The 19,327-nt window shown below is 65.6% G+C and carries 17 protein-coding genes; 9 read left to right on the forward strand and 8 right to left on the reverse strand.

From position 1 onward, the window contains the following. Positions 1-58 precede the first annotated feature (58 nt). Both NTV05_08975 and NTV05_08980 read right to left on the reverse strand, forming a co-directional pair. The gene (locus NTV05_08975; protein ID MCX6544532.1) at positions 59-607 is read right to left on the reverse strand and encodes an AAA family ATPase; all 549 of its coding nucleotides are present in this window, start codon (positions 605-607) and stop codon (positions 59-61) included. After that, entirely contained in the window at positions 604-1,608 is a 1,005-nt protein-coding gene (locus NTV05_08980; protein ID MCX6544533.1) for an aldo/keto reductase, read from the reverse strand. Before NTV05_08980 ends, NTV05_08975 begins: the two co-directional genes overlap by 4 nt. 190 nt (positions 1,609-1,798) lie before the next feature. Here NTV05_08980 and NTV05_08985 point away from each other — a divergent pair, with 190 nt between their 5' ends. After that, positions 1,799-2,920, forward strand: a complete 1,122-nt coding sequence (locus NTV05_08985; GenBank protein ID MCX6544534.1) for a metal-dependent hydrolase — start codon at positions 1,799-1,801, stop codon at positions 2,918-2,920. Then, on the forward strand, positions 2,917-5,589 hold the full coding sequence (locus NTV05_08990; GenBank protein ID MCX6544535.1) for an AMP-binding protein: 2,673 nt from the start codon (positions 2,917-2,919) through the stop codon (positions 5,587-5,589). The genes NTV05_08985 and NTV05_08990 overlap by 4 nt, the downstream gene beginning before the upstream one ends. A 43-nt stretch (positions 5,590-5,632) precedes the next feature. Here the strand turns inward: NTV05_08990 and NTV05_08995 are convergent, their stop codons facing one another. Further along, positions 5,633-6,448, reverse strand: a complete 816-nt coding sequence (locus NTV05_08995) for a nucleotidyltransferase family protein (protein MCX6544536.1) — start codon at positions 6,446-6,448, stop codon at positions 5,633-5,635. Between the two features lie 28 nt (positions 6,449-6,476). Then, a complete protein-coding gene (locus NTV05_09000) occupies positions 6,477-6,947 on the reverse strand; it encodes an N-acetyltransferase (protein MCX6544537.1) in 471 nt (156 codons plus the stop codon). A gap of 118 nt (positions 6,948-7,065) precedes the next feature. On the opposite strand from NTV05_09000, the gene NTV05_09005 reads away from it, so the two are divergent. Next, positions 7,066-7,494, forward strand: coding sequence for a hypothetical protein (locus NTV05_09005; GenBank protein ID MCX6544538.1), 429 nt, complete (start codon positions 7,066-7,068; stop codon positions 7,492-7,494). Here NTV05_09005 and NTV05_09010 read toward each other — a convergent pair. From NTV05_09010 to NTV05_09020, 3 genes are all read right to left on the reverse strand, one after another. Further along, the gene (locus NTV05_09010) at positions 7,478-8,374 is read right to left on the reverse strand and encodes a 2-oxoacid:ferredoxin oxidoreductase subunit beta (GenBank protein MCX6544539.1); all 897 of its coding nucleotides are present in this window, start codon (positions 8,372-8,374) and stop codon (positions 7,478-7,480) included. The genes NTV05_09005 and NTV05_09010 overlap by 17 nt on opposite strands. A 39-nt stretch (positions 8,375-8,413) precedes the next feature. Beyond that, positions 8,414-10,198 carry a 2-oxoacid:acceptor oxidoreductase subunit alpha gene (locus tag NTV05_09015; GenBank protein MCX6544540.1) on the reverse strand — a complete coding sequence of 595 codons (1,785 nt, stop codon included), beginning with the start codon at positions 10,196-10,198 and terminating at the stop codon, positions 8,414-8,416. Positions 10,199-10,374: 176 nt separating this feature from the next. Further along, positions 10,375-11,289, reverse strand: a complete 915-nt coding sequence (locus tag NTV05_09020; protein MCX6544541.1) for an ROK family protein — start codon at positions 11,287-11,289, stop codon at positions 10,375-10,377. Between the two features lie 74 nt (positions 11,290-11,363). Here NTV05_09020 and NTV05_09025 point away from each other — a divergent pair, with 74 nt between their 5' ends. Further along, positions 11,364-11,699 carry a hypothetical protein gene (locus NTV05_09025; protein MCX6544542.1) on the forward strand — a complete coding sequence of 112 codons (336 nt, stop codon included), beginning with the start codon at positions 11,364-11,366 and terminating at the stop codon, positions 11,697-11,699. Between the two features lie 63 nt (positions 11,700-11,762). Here NTV05_09025 and NTV05_09030 read toward each other — a convergent pair whose 3' ends face one another. After that, a complete protein-coding gene (locus tag NTV05_09030) occupies positions 11,763-12,491 on the reverse strand; it encodes a lysophospholipid acyltransferase family protein (protein MCX6544543.1) in 729 nt (242 codons plus the stop codon). Positions 12,492-12,741: 250 nt separating this feature from the next. On the opposite strand from NTV05_09030, the gene NTV05_09035 reads away from it, so the two are divergent. The 5 genes from NTV05_09035 to NTV05_09055 all read left to right on the forward strand — a co-directional run bounded on the left by NTV05_09035 (position 12,742) and on the right by NTV05_09055 (position 19,314). Next, positions 12,742-13,590, forward strand: a complete 849-nt coding sequence (locus tag NTV05_09035; GenBank protein MCX6544544.1) for a sulfide/dihydroorotate dehydrogenase-like FAD/NAD-binding protein — start codon at positions 12,742-12,744, stop codon at positions 13,588-13,590. A 51-nt stretch (positions 13,591-13,641) separates the two neighbouring features. Further along, a complete protein-coding gene (gltA, locus tag NTV05_09040) occupies positions 13,642-15,075 on the forward strand; it encodes an NADPH-dependent glutamate synthase (GenBank protein MCX6544545.1) in 1,434 nt (477 codons plus the stop codon). Between the two features lie 281 nt (positions 15,076-15,356). Next, positions 15,357-15,923: a YqgE/AlgH family protein gene (locus NTV05_09045; protein ID MCX6544546.1), complete on the forward strand. Its 567-nt coding sequence runs from the start codon at positions 15,357-15,359 to the stop codon at positions 15,921-15,923. Positions 15,924-15,976: 53 nt separating this feature from the next. Continuing rightward, positions 15,977-18,097, forward strand: a complete 2,121-nt coding sequence (locus NTV05_09050) for an acetate--CoA ligase family protein (GenBank protein ID MCX6544547.1) — start codon at positions 15,977-15,979, stop codon at positions 18,095-18,097. Between the two features lie 29 nt (positions 18,098-18,126). Next, positions 18,127-19,314 carry a 4-hydroxy-3-methylbut-2-enyl diphosphate reductase gene (locus NTV05_09055; GenBank protein MCX6544548.1) on the forward strand — a complete coding sequence of 396 codons (1,188 nt, stop codon included), beginning with the start codon at positions 18,127-18,129 and terminating at the stop codon, positions 19,312-19,314. The last annotated feature ends 13 nt before the right edge of the window (positions 19,315-19,327 follow it).

A 19,327-nucleotide genomic window follows, 5' to 3' on the forward strand; every position in this document is an offset into this window, starting at 1 on the left:
GCTCATAGCGTGAAGTGATCCACGAGAGGGGCGGTCAAGGATAGCACGGGCGGGCGGTCTAAATCAGGCGGGCAGCAAGCGATTCATGCAGCGTCACGGCGCGCAGCGCCGCCTCGACCCATCCGTCCCGGTCCCTCGCGTCGAGGCGCAGATGATCGACCTTCTTCTCCGCCAGCAGCGTGTCGACCAACTGATCGATCGAGCGCACGAAGAACTCGTCGGTATCGCGGACCCCGTCAGCCGATGCTTCGCCGACGATGGGCACCTTGATCAGGACGTCGTACGACTTCATCCAGTGATCGACAAACCGCTCGATCGCTCTCTGGCGGCCGGTTGCGAACATCAGGTACGCGTAGTTGTCGAGCACGCTCCGATCGCAGACGACGATGTCGTGCACGCTGGCAGACCGAATCTCCTCGGCCACCTGCGTCATCAGAATCCAGGTCTGAGCATCGAGCGACGTCTTCCGATTGATCGGCAGCGGCGAGAGCCTCGCCACCTCCTTGACCATGTCTGCATTCTGTCCCTGGCGCTTGAGCGCGGCGGTCAGGTCGTAGCAAAGCGTGGTCTTGCCCGTGCCGTGGGTGCCGATAAACGCGACTTTCATGCGATTGGGGTCTTCATCCACGGTGCCGTATTGTGGAAATTGGCGACAACGCCTCCGGGCGGGACCAGCGCGTCGCACGCGATCCGCTCGGCGGGAGTGATGGACATGTCGAGCACCGGCAGCAGCTCGGTCAACTGTTCCATCGTGCGGGGACCGAGTACCGGCGAGGTCACGCCAGGTTGGTCCTTGCACCAGAGCAGCGCGAGTTGCCCCGGCGTCCTTCCATGCTCCCGGGCGACGACGGCGAAACGCCGACCAATCTCGATACCGGCCGGCGTGACCCGATTCGCGTAGCTGTTGTTGGGGCCGGGACACTGGATCATCCGTGAGTCGTTCGGAATCGTCTTCGCATCCGGATAACGTCCCGCCAAGACTCCTTGCGCGATGGGCGCCCACGGCAGAATCGCCAGGTCGTAGCGCAGCGCCAGCGGAATCAGCTCGTTTTCAATCCGGCGGTCGAGCAGGTTGTAGGGCGGCTGCTCACTGACGTAGCGCGCCAGGCCGAGCCGCTCACTGACGGCCAGCGCTTCCATCACCATCCACGCGGGATGCGTCGAACACCCGATGTAGCGCACCTTGCCTGCCCGCACCAGATCAGTGAGCGCGCCGAGCGTCTCGTCGATCGGAATCTCCGGGCTGGGGCGATGGACCTGGTAGAGATCGATATAGTCGGTCCCGAGCCGTCTCAACGACTCCTCACAGGCCTTGAGGATATGGAGTCGCGAGCCCCCGAAGTCGTTCGGGCCGTCACCCACGCGCCATTGCACCTTCGTCGCCAGCACGACCCGTCCGCGTCGATCCGCGAGCGCCTTGCCGACAATCCGCTCGGATTCGCCCCCATGATAGTTATTGGCGGTATCAACGAGGTTGATGCCCGCATCGAGCGCCGCGTGGGTCATCCGGACCGCATCGGCCTCACTGGTGCCGCCGCCAAAATTCAAGGTCCCGAGGCAGAGTGGCGACACGCGAACGCCGGTGCGGCCGAGCAGACGGTATTCCATGCTTCTGCGTCTTGCGCGACAGAGAGATGCTTGCCTCGCACGTCCGCGTCAACTCCAGGTCTCGAGCGTGACGCCGGGCCCAATCTCCCCCATCGTACCGTTACGTTGGCGTTCCGGCAACCCTCTGTCGAAAATGAGACTGGAGTCTCATCCTCGACGGCGTTCGACGTCGGGTAGAATCAACCGACACATGGAACCCCTTGCCCACACCCTTGCCGGCGCCTGCCTCGCCGAGACCGGCCTCAAGCGGGTCACGCCGCTGGCCGCCTCGACCCTCGTCATCGCGGCCAATCTGGCCGACGTGGATGGTGCCTGTTATCTGCGCAGCGCCGACCTCGCGTTTGGCTTCCGACGCGGATTGACGCACGGCGTGCTGGCCTGGTTCCTCCTCCCCGTCCTCTTGACCGCCGCCATGGTGGCATTCGATCGTCTCGTGAGACGGCGAATCCGACCCGGCGCCAGTCCAGTCCGACCGGTCCCGCTGTTCTGGCTTTCGGTGGCCGGCGTGCTGTCGCATCCCTTTCTCGACTGGCTGAACACGTACGGCGTGCGCCTGCTGATGCCCTTTTCCGACCGCTGGTTCTACGGCGACACGCTGTTCATTTTGGATCCGTGGCTGTGGATCATTCTTGGCAGCGTCGTGATGATCGCGTGGACGGTGACGCGGCCAGGCGTGCTGCTCTGGACGATCATCGGGATCGGAACCACGCTGCTCGTCGCCCTGAACCCCCTCGTGCCTGCGTGGGCCCGATTCGCGTGGTTCGTCTCGCTCGCGGTCCTCATTGGCGCCCGCCTGCTCCTGCCGGCGGCCGCCCGCCCGAGGGCTGCGGTGGGCGCACTGGTGGTCGCGGTCGTCTACATCGCGGCGATGTACGGAGGGTCGAGAGCGGCCGAACGCCAGGTGCGTGCCCTCGCCGCCGACCGCGGCTGGCAGGTTGACCGGGTTGCAGCCATGCCGGTGCCGGCTGAGCCGACACGCCGTGTCGTCATTGCCGAAACGCCCACGCGGTACCTGCTCGTCCCGCTCGACTGGACGCGCGGTCCGGCCGCGGACGTCGAGCCGGCCGTGGTTGAGCGCGGCGTACCCCATCCCGCCATCGACGCGGCGCTCAACCTGCCCACGCTCCAAGGCACGCGCCGATGGCTCCGCTTTCCAAGCTACGAAGTGGTGCCCGGGCCAGAAGGCGGTTATCGGGTGATCATTCGCGACGCGCGGTTCTCGGTGGGCACCCCAAAAGGATTCGGCGTCATTGCAATCGTCGATCTGGATCGACAACTGAGGCCGGTCGTCGCGCCTGCGGAGAAACAATGACCCGTCTTGCCCTCTACCTGCTCGGCTGCGCCATCGCCTTCGCCGCACGTCCGCTCATCGCGCTCAGATATCGCATCGAGTTCAAGGGCCTCGAGACGCTCGCCAAGGCGGATGCTCGCGGCATCCTCTTTCTGCCGAATCACGCCGCCCTGGTCGATCCCGTCATTCTCGTCGCGTGGTTGTTTCCCCGTTTCAAGCTGCGCCCGCTCGCCGACGAGTACCAGGTCGGTCGCACGGCGCTCGGGAAAGTCGTGAAAGTCTTCGGCACCCGCATTCTGCCCAACATGGAACTCAGGGGAGCTGCCGCGCGCGAGGGCATGAAGAAGGCCGTCGCTGATCTGATCGACGGACTCCGGTCAGGGGAGCGCATCTTGCTCTACCCCGCCGGGCGGATCAAGCGGCAACTCCTCGAGGATCTCGGGAGCGCCAGTGGTGTTGAGACGATCGTCAAGGCCATTCCGGACGTCCGGATCATCCTGATGCGCCACGACGGCCTCTGGGGCAGCTCGTTCAGCTGGGCGGCGACGGGCCGCGTTCCCCCGTTTGGCACGATCCTCATGGAAGGGGTGAAGCACCTGCTGAAGAACGGCATCTTCTTCATGCCCCGGCGCCGCGTGACGATCGAGTGCGTCGAACCGGCCGATTTTCCGCGGCGGGGCAGCCGGTCGGCGATGAATCGGTACATGGAAGCGTTCTACAACGCGAAGACGTCCCGCAACACGTATGTTCCCTACCGATTCTGGGAATCCGGCGGGCCGCAGATCCGGCCCGAGCCGGTTCACGAGCTGCCACGGGCTGACGCCTCGCCGGTCGCGCCCGTCGTCAGGAACGCGGTACTCGCGCATCTGGCCGAGATGTCGGGACGCCAGGACCTCACCATGTCGCACGTGCTGGCGCGCGATGTCGGCCTCGACAGCCTCGCGCTCGCCGAACTGGTCACGTGGATTCAAGCCGAGTTTGGCTTCTCTGTCGGCACGCCGGAGAGCCTGGTGACGGTCGGCGATGTGGCGCTGGCGGCCGCCGGACGCGGTGTGTCGGCCGTCGTACCGGCGGACCTGCCGCCGATGGCCGCGAACTGGTTCACCGACGCCGACAACCGCACGCGGCTCGCGCTGCCGGCGAGCCGCACCCTGATGGACGCGTTCCTCGTCCAGGTCTCCGCGCGGCCGAGGCAGCCGATCGTGGCCGACCAGAAGAGCGGCGTCCGGACTTACCGGGATCTGGTCACGGCGATCTTTGCGCTGAAGCCGATCATCGAGAAGCTGCCGGGCGAGTACGTCGGCATCATGATGCCCGCCTCGGTCGGCGCCGCGGTGCTCACGCTGACGACGCTCGCGTGCGGCAAGACGGCGGTGATGGTCAACTGGACCGCCGGCATGCGCACGATTCGTCAGTCGCTCGACTCGCTGGGTGTCGGCACGGTGATCACACCGCGGGAGCTGACGACCAAGCTGACCGGACTCGGCACCGACCTGACGGAGATTCAGGACCGGCTCCTGTATGTCGAAGATCTGATCGCGTCGCTCGGTCCGCTGGACAAGCTCATCGCGGCCATTCGCGGATCCGTCGGCCGTCGGTCGCTCGCCAGGGTGCCGCAGCGAGAGGTCGCCGTCGTGCTGTTTACGAGCGGTTCGGAGAACGTCCCCAAGGCGGTGCCGCTGACGCACGCCAACCTGCTCACCAATGTCGGCGACATCCTGACCATGGGACAGCTGGAGGAACGGGACGTGCTGCTGGGATTACTGCCGCCGTTCCATTCATTCGGCCTGACGGCCACGCTGCTGCTTCCGCTCTGCATCGGCATGCGCACCGCCTATCACCCCAATCCGACCGAGGCGGCGCTCATCGCGCAAAAGATCGACGCCGCCCGCGCCACCGTGATCTTCGCGACGCCGACGTTTCTCGCCGGCATCGTCCGGGCGGCGGGGCCGCGACAGCTCGACTCGCTTCGGCTCGCGGTCACCGGCGCCGAGAAGTGTCCGACCCAGCTGTACGACGCGCTGCGCACGCGAGTGCCGGGCGCGATCATTCTCGAAGGATATGGCATCACGGAATGTTCGCCGGTCGTCTCGGTGACCCCGATGGACGCGCCCGTGCCCGGCAGCGTCGGACGGCTCTTGCCGAGGGTCGAGGGCGTCGTGGTCAATCTCGACGTCACCCGGCGCGCGGCTCCCGACGAGACCGGAATGCTGCTGGTTCGCGGTCCGAGCGTGTTTGGCGGGTACCTGCATTACACCGGCGAATCGCCGTTTGTGGAGTTCGAGGGCCGCTCATGGTACCGCACGGGCGACCTGGTGAGCGCGACCGCCGACGGCACGCTCTACTTCCAGGGACGCCTCAAGCGCTTCGTCAAGCTGGGTGGAGAGATGATCTCGCTGCCGGCGATTGAGTCGGCCCTGCAGAAGCACTTTGCCCAGCCAGGCGATGAGGGCCCGGTCATTGCCATCGATGCACTCGGCGACCCCGAGAGCCCGGACATCGCACTCTTCACGCGCGCGCCGGCGGATCGGTCGCACGTCAACGCACTCATCAAGGAGGCTGGCCTGAGCGCGCTCCACAACATCCGGCAGATCGTGCAGGTCGACGCGATTCCCGTGCTCGGCACCGGGAAGACCGACTACCGCACGTTGAGAGCCCAACACTCCGGATATCATCACTCCCAGAGTTGATGACTCCCGGAGTGATTAGGACATTCGCCGGATTGAGGCACCACTACAGTGTCACCTGGACGCCGGCGAGCCGGCTGGCCACGCGGCTGATGTCGCCTCGGCTGGACAGGTCGAGCACGCCGGCGCGCATCCGTGCCACGGCAAACCTGACGCCCGCGTCGCGCTGCGCAAGGCGCACGGCGTCAGGAATCTCGAGCTCGCCCCGCGATGAGGGCTTCACCCGCCGGCACGCGTCCAGCACGTCGCGGGTGAACCGCCAGCAATTCATGCTGAGAAACACTTCGCCGCCGGACGACGCCAGCGTGGCTTCGTCCGGCTTCTCGATCACGTCCACCAGCGAATCGTCAGGCGCGATACGCACGATGGCGAACTGGCGAACGCGGTCGGCCTCAACATTGCTTTCGCGGACCATTGCGTCCCGCTCGAATGCCACCAATCCGGCTCCCTGCATGCGGACGAGCGCGCGGAATGCGTCCACCGGGTAGTAGTTGTCGGAATTCAGCACCAGGAAGTCTTCGTTCCCGACGATCGGCGCGGCGGCTGTCACGGCGTCGGCTGTGCCGAGCGGCCGCTCCTGGACGGCGAAGCTGATGCGAACGCGGGTCGGCGCCACGGTCTCGGTGTAGTAGCGCCGCACGGCGTCGTGCTCGGGCCCAATCACCAGACAGACGTGGCGCACCCCGGCGTCGGCCAGCGCACTCAGGACAAAGTCGAGAAACGGCCGGCCGATCGGGATCATCGCCTTGACGCCCGTCGCGGCGACGCGCGACTGTTCGTCTCCCACTCCCTCCGCGTGTTCGTCTCGACGCATCCGCGTCCCGAGGCCGCGCGCCAGAATCACCGCGCATGGTGGTGTCATCAGCGGGTTCTCCACAAATGGCCTGTCGTTACCGGCCGTCTGCCGGCGTGAGCCGCCGGCACATCAGTCGTTCCGACGCGCCCTCGATGATGAAATCCGGCAGCTCGCCCACCTGCACGAATCCCTCGCGCTCGTACAGGGCTTTCGCCCGGAGGTTGAACGACGACACGCAGAGGAACAGATGCCGGGCACGCGTCGCGAAGCGCTTCGCGACAAACGCGATCATGGCTCGGCCCACGCCGCGCGACCGGAACGCGTCGGCAACCGCGATCGAGACGACGTAGGGGGCGCCGGCGATTCCCTGCGGGCGAACCAGGACGAATCCGCACCGCCCACCGTCGATTTCGGCAATATGCAGTTCGTCCAGAGGATGCCAGCACGATGCCAGGCAGGCGTCGTACGGGCGCCGCAGCGTCAACCAGGGCTCCGATGCCGCCATCAAGGAGGCGGCCCATTCCCGGTCGCCATCACGAGCGCTCCTGATAGCCATGTTGTCCATGAGCACTCCGACGCCACACCAGACCGTGTCCGCCCGACTATAATCTGCGACGGAGTCCGTCGCGTCTCGCGCGCCGGCGTCGGGGGCGCAACGCGCACGCGCAAAAGGAGGCCAGTCGATGGGACGTCCGCCACAAGTGACCGGTTCGGGCATCGCGCCGCGCCGCAGGATACCCTATTCGCGGGCCTGGAACATCATTGCGCGAACGGTTCATCTTGCGGCCACCGGCACGCTGCTCGGGGGGCACGTCTTCGGTGTGCCGGCCCTCCGCCTCGAGACGGCGCTGTGGCTGGCCATCGGCAGTGGCGCGGCAATGATTGCGCTCGAAATGTGGGCATCGGTCCACTGGGCGCATCAGGGATGCGCGCTGATGCTCTACGCGAAGCTGGGGCTGCTCTGCCTGATTCCGTGGTGGTGGAGCTATCGGGTGCCCATCCTGCTGGCGGTCGTCGTCATCGCGTCGATCGGCGCACACGCGCCGCGGACGATTCGCCACTACTCCATCATCTTCCGGCGCGTGATGGCCGAGCCTACTTCTTCAGTTTGAACAGATCCAGCACCTGGGCCCGCGGCCGTGTTCCGGCACCGAGCTCCTGCTGTCTGGCGCGGGCGGTTCCCTCGAACGTCGGGCTCGGCGTGCCTTTTCTGTAGAAGACGCCCGTATAGAGCTTTTCGCCGTATTGCTGCGCCAGCCCCATCGCCGCCAGGCTGTTCGACGCATCGTGGTTCAGCGATTCCAGCGGCTGCATCAGCGCCTTCTGCGCCTTGAGCTGCTGATCGTCCATGCCATAGGTGACGCACGGAGACTGGACGTTGATGAAGGCGAATCCGGGGAAGCGGATCCCCTCTTCGATCACCTTCGCCAGGCCGCTCATGTCGGCCGGCGTGCCCTGCGCCACGAACTCCGCGCCGTAGCCGAGCACGTAGAGCAGCGGGTTGACGGGCGCTTCGATCGAGCCGTACATGGATGTCACCGAGACCAGCCCCCGCCGTGAGGTCGGCGAGAGCTGCCCCTTGGTGAGGCCGTAGATCTGGTTGTCCATCACGATGTAGGTGAGATCGACATTGCGGCGAATCGCATGCGCGACGTGTCCGCCGCCGATCGAGAAGCCGTCACCGTCGCCGCCGGCCACCAGCACGAGCAGATCCGGGTTGGCGAGCTTGATGCCCTGCGCGATCGGCAGCGCCCGTCCGTGCACGGTGTTGAACCCGTACGCGGTCGTGTAGCCGGGAATCCGGCTGGAACATCCGATGCCTGACACGAACGCGATCTCGTGCGGCGGGCGGCCGATGTTCGCCAGCGCGCGATAGATGGCCTGCACCACGCCGAAGTCGCCGCAGCCCGGACACCAGATGGGCTTCAGGTCGCTCTTGTAGTTCTTGGCCGTATAGTCCTGAATCGGTCTCGTCGTTGCTGTCGTGCTCATACCGAGGTCCTCTCTCCGAAACGTCCTTCGCCGAAATCCCTACACCTCTGACGGTTCGCGGTCCTTGCCCTGCTGAAGCGCCAGCGTGATCTGTTTGAGACGGTCGACCACTTCGAGCGGTGTGATCGGATTCGACCCGCTCTTGGCCAGTGTCTGCATGCCGGACGGTACATCGACGAACATGCGAATCAGGCGGAACAGCTGCGCCTGGTGGTTCTGCTCCACCACCAGACCCCGTTTGACCGACAGGAAAAAGTCCGCGTAGATGGCTTCCGACACCGGGTACATCAGCTTCGGCACCAGCAGCTTGACCTTCAGGCCCTGCTGCTGGGCGATCTGCAGTGCCTCGATGGCGACGCCTGCCACGCTGCCCCAGCTGATGAGCGCAATGGGCGCATCCGGCGGGCCGTCGATGATGAACAGGTCCCGCCGATCGAGCAGCGGCCGGAACTTCCGGAGACGCTTCTCGTTCATCCTGGAGTGCATCTCGCCGCTGGCAGTCGGCGCGCCAGGTTCATTGTGCTCGATGCCCGACGCGAGGTAGTTTCCGCCGGGCATGCCCGGATGGCTGATGGGACTGATGCCCGATTCGGTGAACCGGAATCGCACGTACTTCTCGAGTTCCTGGGCACCGGGGACCCGACGATTGATGATGTGCACCTGGCTGGCATCGATCGGCTCGGCCGTCTCCTTGCGCTGGCCCACTTCCTGGTCCGACAGGATGATGACCGGGCTCTGGTACTGCTCGGCGATATTGAAGGCCTCGATGGTGATGCCGTACATGTCCTCGGCGCTGACTGGCGCCAGCACCGGTCGGATCACGTCGCCGTGGGCGGAAAATACGGCCTGAAACAGATCGGACTGCTCGGCCTTGGTGGGAATGCCGGTCGATGGGCCGCCTCGCTGCACATTGACGCACACCAGCGGCAGTTCGGCGATGCTGGCCAGACCCAGCATCTCGGTCTTGAGCGACATGCCCGGCCCCGACGTCGCCGTCATCGCCTTCTTGCCCGCGAACGACGCGCCAACCACCGCGCCGATACCCGCGATCTCGTCTTCGGCCTGCATCACCGTCCCGCCGTACTTCCAGATTTCGCGCGAAAGGAACTGCATGATTTCGGTCGAGGGCGTAATCGGGTACCCCGCGAAGAAATCACAACCCGCCACGATCGCCGCCGCGGCGCAGAGGTCGTTTCCGTCCACCACGAATTTCGCCGACGCCTTGGCGGGCGGCGCCATCTTCCGATCCGAGGTCAGCGGGTGCGCCGACGCATATTCGAAACCGGCGTGAAACGCCTTGACGGCCTTGTCGATGATCTCGGCGTCCTTCTTGGCAAGACGCTTGCGGATGCCCGCCATCATCGGCTCGCGCGCGATGCCGAGCCACCCGGCCATCAGTCCGAGGACGACGGTGTTCTTCGCGCGTTCGCTGCCGCCAGTCTCGCGCGCCATCTGTTCGATCGGCACGGCGAGCACTTCGATCGGCTGGACACCCACGAGCGGAATCCTGTCGATCGGCACCTTCGTGATGCTGTCGTAGACCACCGTGGTGTGCCCCCCAACCGGGAGCTCTCCGCCGAAGCGGAGGAAATCGTCCCAGCTGAGCGCGACCGCGATATCGAGCGTGCCGCCGGTGTTCAACATCTTGGTGGTCGACAGGCGCAGGCGGAAGCTCGATTCGCCTCCGCGGATCTGGGGGCCGAAGCTCTTGGCGAGCACGCCGTGATACCCCTCAATCGCCGCTGCCGTCAACAGCGACTCACCAGCCGACACGATGCCGTCTCCGCCGGAGCCGGCCATACCAATTACGAGATCCGTGTTCATAAGAGTCCTGGAATCGAAGGTGGTTCCAACCGTCTGCGAAGCTCTTGGGCTGTGGGGGCCGAACGCCGAGCCTGCAGCAACTACCGTGGACAACCCCGGATGGGCCGACACGCGGGAACGTTAATAGCATAGCAAAGAATGTCGGCGTCGCGCACGCGGTCGATCAAAGATCGGGACTATTTGGCTGCGTCATCCGCCGGCCACAGCCACGCGGCACCGCGGACGCCGCTCGCATCCCCATGCTTCGGAGGCAGCACTTTCGTGTCGACGCGATCGGTAAATACCCACCGACCCAGCAGCGGCGGAACGTGCGCATACAGTCGCTCGAGTTTCGACACTCCCCCGCCGAGCACGATGACATCAGGATCCAGCAGGTTGATCACCCCGGAGAGCGCTCGGGCCATCCGCTCTTCGTAGCGCTGCAGCGTGGCCTCGGCGGCGGCGTCCGATCGGCGGGCCCGCTCGACAATCGTCTCGGCCGAGACGCATTCACCGGTGTAGCACTCATGGTCCCTGGCCAACCCCGGACCGGACAGAAAGCTCTCGATGCACCCGTGGCGCCCGCAATAACACGGCGGCCCTGGCCATTCGTCCGGCATCGGCCACGGCATCGGATTGTGCCCCCACTCCCCCGCGACCGCGTTCGGCCCCGTCACGACCCGGCCGTGCACCACGATGCCGCCGCCGGTCCCGGTGCCCACGATCACACCGAAGACGACAGCTGCCCCGGCGCCTGCGCCATCCGACGCTTCCGACAGCGCGAAGCAGTTCGCGTCATTGGCGAGACGGACCCGGCGGCCCAGCCGCGCGGCAAGGTCCTGCTCAAACGGCCGGCCGATCAGCCAGACCGAATTGGCGTTCTTGATCAACCCGGTTGCCGGAGAAATCGTACCGGGAATCCCGACGCCGACTGTGCCGGGCTCCCCGGCTTCCTGCTCGAGACCGGCCACCAGATCGGCAATCGCCGCCACTGTCCCCGGATAGTCGCCGCGGGGAGTGGGAACTCGGCGGCGGGCCAGCACGCCGCCATCCCGGCCGAGTGCAATCCCCTCGATCTTAGTCCCGCCCATATCGATCCCGAGCCGAATCATGCGTCCTCCATGGCACCGGTCCGAACCCGATCCGCGAGCCACCCTGGATCCGGCGCTCCTGCTATGATACGAGTATGGCGCTCAGCGAGCGGGACTTCTACATCGAGAAACCAGAGACCAAGCCGGCCGCTTACACGTGTCCTCACTGCAAGCGGCGGAACGAATACCAGCTGCGGTGGATTCGACGGATCAAGAAGGACCGGTTGCCGCCTGGCGCCGACGAACGCGATCGCGCGATGTTCCCCAAACTGCGCAGCTACATGATCCGCACCGACGACCTGATCGTGTGCAGCACGTGCCGGCGCAGGTTCGAAGTCCCCTCCCATCAGTCGCTTGTCTTCCTGTCGGATAGCCAGATGCCGTCCGGGAAGCCGCTCGACCCCGACGACGACAATTTCGGCAACCGGTAGTTCGGGCGCGATGAATCGCGCCGCTCCGATCAACGCCCTCACGGTCACCCGTAGGGGCGCAATTCATTGCGCTCGTCCGAGCATCTTCTCCATTCGCCGCCGCACGTCGGCCGCCAGCCGGTCGCGATCTTCGAATCCAAGCCCCGTGGTCGGCACCGGCTCGCCAATCCTGACGAGAACGCGGCCCGGCGTCGCATAGAACCGTCCCCGCGGCATCGCACGATCCGACCCGATAATGGCAATCGGCACCACCGGCACCTGCGCCTTGATCGCCATCACGAAGCCGCCCTTCTTGAACGGCAGCATCTGGTCGGTCCGGCTGCGCGTCCCTTCGGGAGCGAGCAAGAACGACTCTCCCGCCTTGAGATGCTCAACCGCCAGATCGACGGCCTCAATGGCGCGATCGCGCCTGGTCCGCTCGACCGGCACGAAGCCGGCCGTCCGAAGCACCATCCCGAGAACAGGAATCCTGTTCAGCTCGGCTTTGTAGAGGGCGCGTAACTTCGGGCAGTTCGGCAGGATCAGCTCAAACACGATCATGTCCACGTGGCTGCGGTGGTTGATGCAGTACACCGAGGGCCGGTCGGCCCGCACATGATCGAGGCCTTCGACCGTCACGCGGATGCCAAAGATCTGGCGGGCGGTCATCGCGGCAAACCGCCCGAGCACCGGCAGGGGGCGGACCCATCCAGTCGCCCAGGCCAACAGCAGCGCCGGCGGGCCGATCAGTCCGACGAAGAGGCACAGGTAGACGTAGGCCGCACACGAGCGAAACCAGGCAACAAGGATCATGGCGAATCACCAGCGTGCACCAGCCGGCACGTGGCCGGCATGTTACTTCACTTACGGACTCCGGCTTCTTCGGATCCATCGACATCCGGATCCATCGAGCACGACTGACGGGAATCGGTCACGCCCGGCTCGATCAGGACCCATGCCACGTGGTATCGTCTTTGCTAGGTACGCAAGCCGTCCGGCTGGACCGCCAAGTTCCCGGCAGTGCTGGCCTCTAACCATTCCCGTTGTCTCCGGAGCCTCACCCGTGCACCGAATCTTGAGCAAGGACATTCTGGCCCCAGATGTGGCGCGATTCTGGATCGAGGGCGCCCACATCGCCCGCAAGCGAAAGCCCGGGCAGTTCGTGATTGTCAGAACATCCGAGGACGGCGAACGCATCCCGCTCACCATCGCGGACGTCGACAAGCAGCGCGGGGCGATTTCCATCATCGTCCAGGGCGTGGGCAAGTCGACCAAGCAATTGAACGCGCTGAACGTCGGCGATGCCATTCTCGACGTGGCGGGTCCGCTCGGCAGGGGCACCGAGATCCATCCCAACGCCAGGGTCTGCTGCATCGGCGGCGGGATCGGCACGGCGGTGGTTTATCCCATCGCGTGCGGGGCCAAAGCGCTGCACGGTCAGGTGGTGGCGATCGTCGGCGGCCGGACAAAGGATTTCGTCATCCTCGAGAAGGAGCTCCGCGCGGTAGTCGATCGCGTCATCGTCACGACCGACGATGGGTCCGCCGGCGCCAAGGGGCTGGTGACCGACGCCCTGCGGGGACTGCTCGCCGAGGGCGCGACCTTCGACGAGGTAGTCGCGGTGGGTCCTCTGCCGATGATGAAGGCTGTCGTCGCGCTGACCAAGCCGCTCGGCATCAAGACCACGGTGAGTCTGAATCCGCTGATGGTGGATGGCACGGGCATGTGTGGCGGGTGCCGCGTCTCGGTCGGCGGCGAACAGAAGTTCGTCTGCGTCGACGGCCCCGAATTCAACGGGCACCTGGTGGACTTTGACGAACTGGGCGCGCGGCTGCGGGCGTACCGCGAGCAGGAAGCCGAATCGCTCAGACTCTACAATGAACGCGTGGCCTGCCAGGCCATCTCGAACTGACCCCCGTGGCCGCGCTTCAGGCGGGCCCTCTTTGACGAGCGTTGCTGTTCCATGGCCAAGAAGATTACGCAGAAGACAAAGAATGCGATGCCGCTGCAGGATGCGGTCGCGCGCGCCCACAACTTCGAGGAGGTCGCCCTGGGCTACCCGGTCGACCTGGCGGTGCTCGAGGCGCAGCGTTGCATCCAGTGCAAGAACTACCCGTGTGTCTCCGGCTGCCCGGTCGAGATCGACATCCCGAAGTTCATTCAGGAGGTCGCGGAGCGCAACTTCGAGGGCGCCTTCAAGACCCTCATGGACCGCAATGTGCTGCCCGCGATCTGCGGCCGCGTCTGCCCGCAGGAAGAACAGTGCGAGGTCAAGTGCACGCTGGGTGTGAAGTTCGAGCCCGTCGCCATCGGCCGGATTGAGCGGTTCGTCGCCGACTACGCGTCGCTGTTAAAGTTTGCCGACGACACGCCGCCGGCGCCGCCGACCGGCCACAAGGTCGCGGTGGTGGGATCCGGGCCGGCCGGCCTCACGGTGGCCGCCGACCTCGCCAAGATGGGCCACGGCGTCACGATCTTCGAGGCGCTGCACAAGGCGGGCGGGGTGCTCGTTTACGGCATCCCCGAATTCAGGCTGCCGAAGGCGATCGTCGCGGGCGAAATTGAAGCATTGAAGCGCATCGGCGTGGAGATCAAGACCAATCACGTCATCGGCCAGATCTTCACGGTCGACGAACTGTTCACCGAACTCGGGTTCGAGGCGGTCTTTATCGCGACCGGCGCGGGCCTGCCGACGTTTCCGAAAATCCCCGGCATCAACCTGATCGGCGTGTACTCGGCCAACGAGTACCTCACCCGCTCGAATCTGATGAAGGCGTACCTGTTCCCCGTCTCGGACACACCGACGATTCGGGGAAAGAACGTGGCGGTCATCGGAGGAGGCAATACGGCCATGGACGCGGTGCGCACGGCCCTGCGGCTGGGGGCGGACAACGCGTATCTGGTCTACCGCCGCACGCGCCGGGAGATGCCGGCCCGCCGAGAAGAAGTCGAGCACGCCGAGGAAGAGGGCGTCCAGATCATGATGCTCGCCGCGCCGACGGCGATTCTCGCCGACGAACATTCGCGGGTGCGCGCCATGCGCTGCATCAGGATGGAGCTGGGCGAGCCGGATTCCTCGGGCAGGCGCAGCCCGGTGCCGCAGAAGGGCTCGGAATTCGACATCGAGGTCGATACCGTCGTCTTCGCGATCGGCCAGGGGGCCAACCCGTTGATCCGCAATACCACGCCGGATCTTCCGGTCAACAAGTGGGGCAACATCCTCGCCGACGATGCGACGGGAGCGACGCAGAAGCCGGGCGTCTTCGCGGGTGGTGACATTGTCACCGGCGGTGCGACCGTGATTTCGGCGATGGGGGCGGGACGCAAAGCGGCACGGGCAATCGACCGGTATCTGAAGAACCCTTCGGCTGACGGCTATTCGCCGACGGACGTGTAACTGCGCTGAACAGCGAGACGAGGATGAGGCACCAAGGTGCTTCGCTCCGCGTCCCCGCTCACTCAAGCGCACCAAAAGGCACCTTGCCGGGGCTCGTCGCCGGCCTTACGGTTGCGCTCTTCGCGCCGACAGTCCCGGCCCTCACGGTGCGTCTTGCGAACTGACGCTGTCGGCTTGGTTCGAGGGGCCGCTTCGCAAATCACCTTGGTACCTACTCTCCTCCTCGCTTGTCACTTCTCACTTCTCTGACCCGCTTCCCCGACCTGTCGTACAATCTCCCCATGGATGACGACCGCCCGCCATCGCCGAAACTGGCGCCGAAGCTGCTGCTGTCGATGCCGCAGTTGATCGAGCCGGATTTCCGCCATACCGTCATCCTGTTGTGTGAGCACAGCGAGGATGGCGCGTGGGGACTCGTGCTCAACCGCCCGACGGGCAAGACGGCGGCCAGCGTGGTCGATTTCGTGCCGCCGCTCGCTGGAGACAGTGGCATCGAAGTCTGGCTCGGGGGACCCGTGGAGCCAGAGCGCGGTGCACTGCTGCTTCCCGAAGAGCCTCCGGGAGGGGACGTGTTCGAGGTGAGCACCGGCGTCTTCGTGTCGTCGTCGGCCGAACTGCTGAGGGAGCTGATCGAAGGGCCGCCAGTGGCCAATGCCCGCCTGCTGATGGGCTACGCCGGATGGGGGCCGCAGCAGCTGGACCGCGAACTGACCGAGTCGTCGTGGCTCATCAGCGATGTCACGCGCGACATCGTCTTCGACACCAGGCCCGCCGAGATGTGGGAGGCCGCGATTCGACGGCTGGGCGTTGATCCGGCGGCGCTTCAGACCAGTTCTGGCATTCACTAGGCCAAGCTGTTCTGCGACGTCATCCCTGCCCCCTGAAAGGATTCGTGGACGTCATGCCGCCTCAAGACCGGATGGCCGCCAGTTCGGTCGACCCGATTTTTCGTCCAAAGTCGATTGCCGTGATCGGCGCTTCGCGCCAGAAACATTCGATCGGATGGGAGATCCTGCACAACCTGCTCCTCTGCGAATTTCAGGGCGAGGTCGCGCCGGTCAATCCGGCCACGCCGGTCGTGCATAGCCTGCGGTGCCACACCTCGGTCGAGCAGATTCCCGGTCCCGTTGATCTGGCCATTCTGGTGGTGCCAAGCCGGTTTGCCCTCGAGGCGATGGAGTCGTGCGGCCGGAAGGGCGTCAAGGGCGTCATCGTGATCACCGCCGGCTTCAAGGAAGTCGGCGAGGCGGGCGCCCGACTGGAGCATGAGCTGTTTGGCATCGCCAGGAAGTACGGCATGCGCGTGGTCGGCCCGAACTGCATGGGTGTGATCAACACCGATCCGCTGGTGCGGCTGCAGGCGACGTTCTCGGCGACCGAACCGCTGCCGGGCAACATCGCGTTCTCGTCGCAGTCAGGCGCGCTCGGCGAAGCCGTGCTCGCGTCGATGCGGGACCTCGGGCTCGGTCTGTCGATGTTCGTCTCGCTCGGGAACAAGGTCGACGTGTCGGGCAACGACATGCTCGAGTACTGGGAGCACGATCCGCGGACCAAAGTCATCCTGATGTACCTGGAGAGCTTTGGCAACCCGAGTCGTTTCGTCGAAATCGCGCGGCGGGTGACCGCGACCAAGCCGATTCTCGCCGTGAAGTCAGGTCGGACGGCCGCCGGCGCGCGGGCGGCGGCGTCGCACACCGGGTCGCTGGCCGGCGCCGATATCGCCGTCGAGTCATTGCTCGCGCAGTGCGGCGTCATCCGCGCGGCGTCGATTAAGGAGTTGTTTGTCTACGCGTCGGCGTTTGCCACGCAGCCCGTGCCCCGGGGCGATCGGGTCGCAATCCTCACAAATTCGGGCGGCCCTGGCATTCTCGCGACAGACGCCTGCGTGCAGCTCGGCCTTCGGATGACCGCGCTGGCGCCTGAGACGCAGGAACGGATGCGCCGAGTACTCGCGCCGGAGGCCAGCGTCGCCAACCCGGTTGACATGATCGCCAGCGCCACGCCGCAGAGTTATGAAGCCTGCCTTCGCGCGCTGGTCGGTGATCCGAATGTCGACGCCATCATCACGATCTTCACGTCGCTCGAGATGTTCGACAATGTCGGCGTCGCGACCGCGATCCTGAGGGGCCTCGAGGGCAGCAACAAGCCCGTCCTCGTCGTGTTCATGGGAAAAGCCGGCGCCGAGGATGCCGTCGACCTGCTGAAGCGGGCGGGCCTTCCGGTGTATACGTTCCCCGAAGACGCGTCGCATGCGCTCTCGGCCCTGGTGAGGTACCGGCGGTGGCTGGAACGGCCTGTCGGGCGCGCGGTGGTTTTCACCGACTTCCACCATGCGCGCATCAAGGACATCCTCGATCCCTGCAGAGCCGCGGGCCGGCACCAGTTGACGCTCGTCGAGGCGCAGCAGGTGCTGGAGGGGGCGGGGATTCGGGTCGCGCCCTGGCACGAGGCGCGGGATCCCGAACAGGCCGTGGTCGTCGCCACTCAGCTTGGGTTCCCCGTGGCCCTGAAGATCAGCTCGTCGGCCATCATTCACAAGTCCGACGTGGGGGGCGTCCGGCTCAAGGTGCGCACGCCGGAGGAGGTGCACCGCCTCGCCGCCGAATTGCTGCGGGCGGCCACGGCTGCCGACCCTCTCGCGACGCTCGTGGTGCAGCGGATGGTCGGCGGCACCGAGACGATCTTCGGCGTGTCTGTCGATCCGAAGTTCGGGCCGCTGATGATGTTCGGCCTCGGCGGCATCTTCGTCGAGATTCTCAAGGACGTCGCGTTCCGCGTGCATCCGATCTCGGATGTCGACGCGGCGGAAATGGTGCGGTCGATCAAGGCGTTTCCGATTCTCGCCGGTGCGCGAGGCGGAGAACACGTCCACCTGCCCGCGCTGGAGCAGACGCTGCTGCGCCTGGGTCAACTGCTGACGGCCTTTCCAGAAATTCGCGAACTCGACATCAACCCGTTCTTCGCGTCCGCCGATCCGGCCGGCTGCTTCGCCGCCGACGCCCGGATCACGCTGGGGGACTGAGTGTGGTCGAGGTACAATAGTCGCACCCCATGTCATCTCTCATCTTTCGAAGAGGTCTCGACCTGAAGGCGGCGGTGGCCGGTGAGCTCGATCTGGACTACCGAAGTTCGCTGGTGGAGGAACTCAAGAGCGGGGATTTCACCTATCGGTCTGGCCGCCTCACGGTGCACCTCGCCCGGGAGTTCGGATTCTGTTATGGCGTCGATCGGGCGGTCGACTACGCCTATCAGACGCGCCGGAAGTTCCCGCGCGCCCGCGTCTACCTGGCCGGCGAGATCATCCACAACCCGCACGTCAACGACAAGCTCAGGACGAGCGGCATCCGGTTTCTCGATGCGCCAGGTGAATCGATTGACGCTCTCGGCCCCGATGCGGTCGTGATTCTGCCCGCTTTCGGGGTGAGCCTCGACATGCTGCAGCGGCTCGACCGGCGGGGCTGCACGCTGGTGGACACGACGTGCGGGTCGGTGCTGAACGTCTGGAAGAACGTGCGCCGCTATGCCGCCGACGGCTTTACCTCCCTCATCCACGGCAAGGTGCACCATGAGGAAACCCGGGCGACCGCCTCGCAGGCGATTCACACGCCTCTCGGGCGGTACCTGGTCGTACTGAATCGCGACGAGGCCGAAGTCGTGTGCCGCTACATTGCCGGCCGCGTGGACCGCGCGACGTTCGTGGCCCGCTTCGAGGGGGCGTGTTCGGAAGGGTTCGATCCGGAGCGCGATCTGGTTCGTATCGGACTGGCCAACCAGACGACCATGCTCATGACGGAATCGCTCGAAATCAGCGACATGCTGAAGGCGGCGATGGCCGCCCGTTACGGCACCAGGGCGCTGGCCAGCCATTTTCGGGCGTTCGACACGATCTGCAGCGCGACGCAGGACCGTCAGGACGCGGTGCTGGCCTTGTTGAACCAGTTCCCGCTCGATTTGATGCTGGTGATCGGCGGCTACAACAGCAGCAACACCGCCAATCTCGCTCGGATCTGCGCCGAACGGGTTCCCACGTACCATGTCGCCGACGATCGGGCATTGACCTCGCCGACCGAACTGCGGCACAAGCCGGTGGGGTCGAAGACGGAAGTCACAACCGTCGGGTGGCTTCCGCTGTCCGACCCGATCCGGATTGGCTTGACCGCGGGAGCGTCGACCCCGGATAACCAGGTGGGCGCGGTGGTCCTGAAGTTGGCCGAATTTACGGCGGATTCTGCTCCCTGAGGTGCTGTCTCCG

This window comes from Acidobacteriota bacterium, from assembly GCA_026393755.1.
In the GTDB taxonomy this organism is placed as follows: domain Bacteria; phylum Acidobacteriota; class Vicinamibacteria; order Vicinamibacterales; family JAKQTR01; genus JBAXOX01.

Coding starts and splice junctions, on each gene's coding strand:
- NTV05_08975 (MCX6544532.1), bottom strand. CDS start 607: ATGAAAGTCGCGTTTATCGGCACCCACGGCACGGGCAAGACCACGCTT.
- NTV05_08980 (MCX6544533.1), bottom strand. CDS start 1,608: ATGGAATACCGTCTGCTCGGCCGCACCGGCGTTCGCGTGTCGCCACTC.
- NTV05_08985 (MCX6544534.1), top strand. CDS start 1,799: ATGGAACCCCTTGCCCACACCCTTGCCGGCGCCTGCCTCGCCGAGACC.
- NTV05_08990 (MCX6544535.1), top strand. CDS start 2,917: ATGACCCGTCTTGCCCTCTACCTGCTCGGCTGCGCCATCGCCTTCGCC.
- NTV05_08995 (MCX6544536.1), bottom strand. CDS start 6,448: ATGACACCACCATGCGCGGTGATTCTGGCGCGCGGCCTCGGGACGCGG.
- NTV05_09000 (MCX6544537.1), bottom strand. CDS start 6,947: ATGGACAACATGGCTATCAGGAGCGCTCGTGATGGCGACCGGGAATGG.
- NTV05_09005 (MCX6544538.1), top strand. CDS start 7,066: ATGGGACGTCCGCCACAAGTGACCGGTTCGGGCATCGCGCCGCGCCGC.
- NTV05_09010 (MCX6544539.1), bottom strand. CDS start 8,374: ATGAGCACGACAGCAACGACGAGACCGATTCAGGACTATACGGCCAAG.
- NTV05_09015 (MCX6544540.1), bottom strand. CDS start 10,198: ATGAACACGGATCTCGTAATTGGTATGGCCGGCTCCGGCGGAGACGGC.
- NTV05_09020 (MCX6544541.1), bottom strand. CDS start 11,289: ATGATTCGGCTCGGGATCGATATGGGCGGGACTAAGATCGAGGGGATT.
- NTV05_09025 (MCX6544542.1), top strand. CDS start 11,364: ATGGCGCTCAGCGAGCGGGACTTCTACATCGAGAAACCAGAGACCAAG.
- NTV05_09030 (MCX6544543.1), bottom strand. CDS start 12,491: ATGATCCTTGTTGCCTGGTTTCGCTCGTGTGCGGCCTACGTCTACCTG.
- gltA (MCX6544545.1), top strand. CDS start 13,642: ATGGCCAAGAAGATTACGCAGAAGACAAAGAATGCGATGCCGCTGCAG.
- NTV05_09045 (MCX6544546.1), top strand. CDS start 15,357: ATGGATGACGACCGCCCGCCATCGCCGAAACTGGCGCCGAAGCTGCTG.
- NTV05_09050 (MCX6544547.1), top strand. CDS start 15,977: ATGCCGCCTCAAGACCGGATGGCCGCCAGTTCGGTCGACCCGATTTTT.
- NTV05_09055 (MCX6544548.1), top strand. CDS start 18,127: ATGTCATCTCTCATCTTTCGAAGAGGTCTCGACCTGAAGGCGGCGGTG.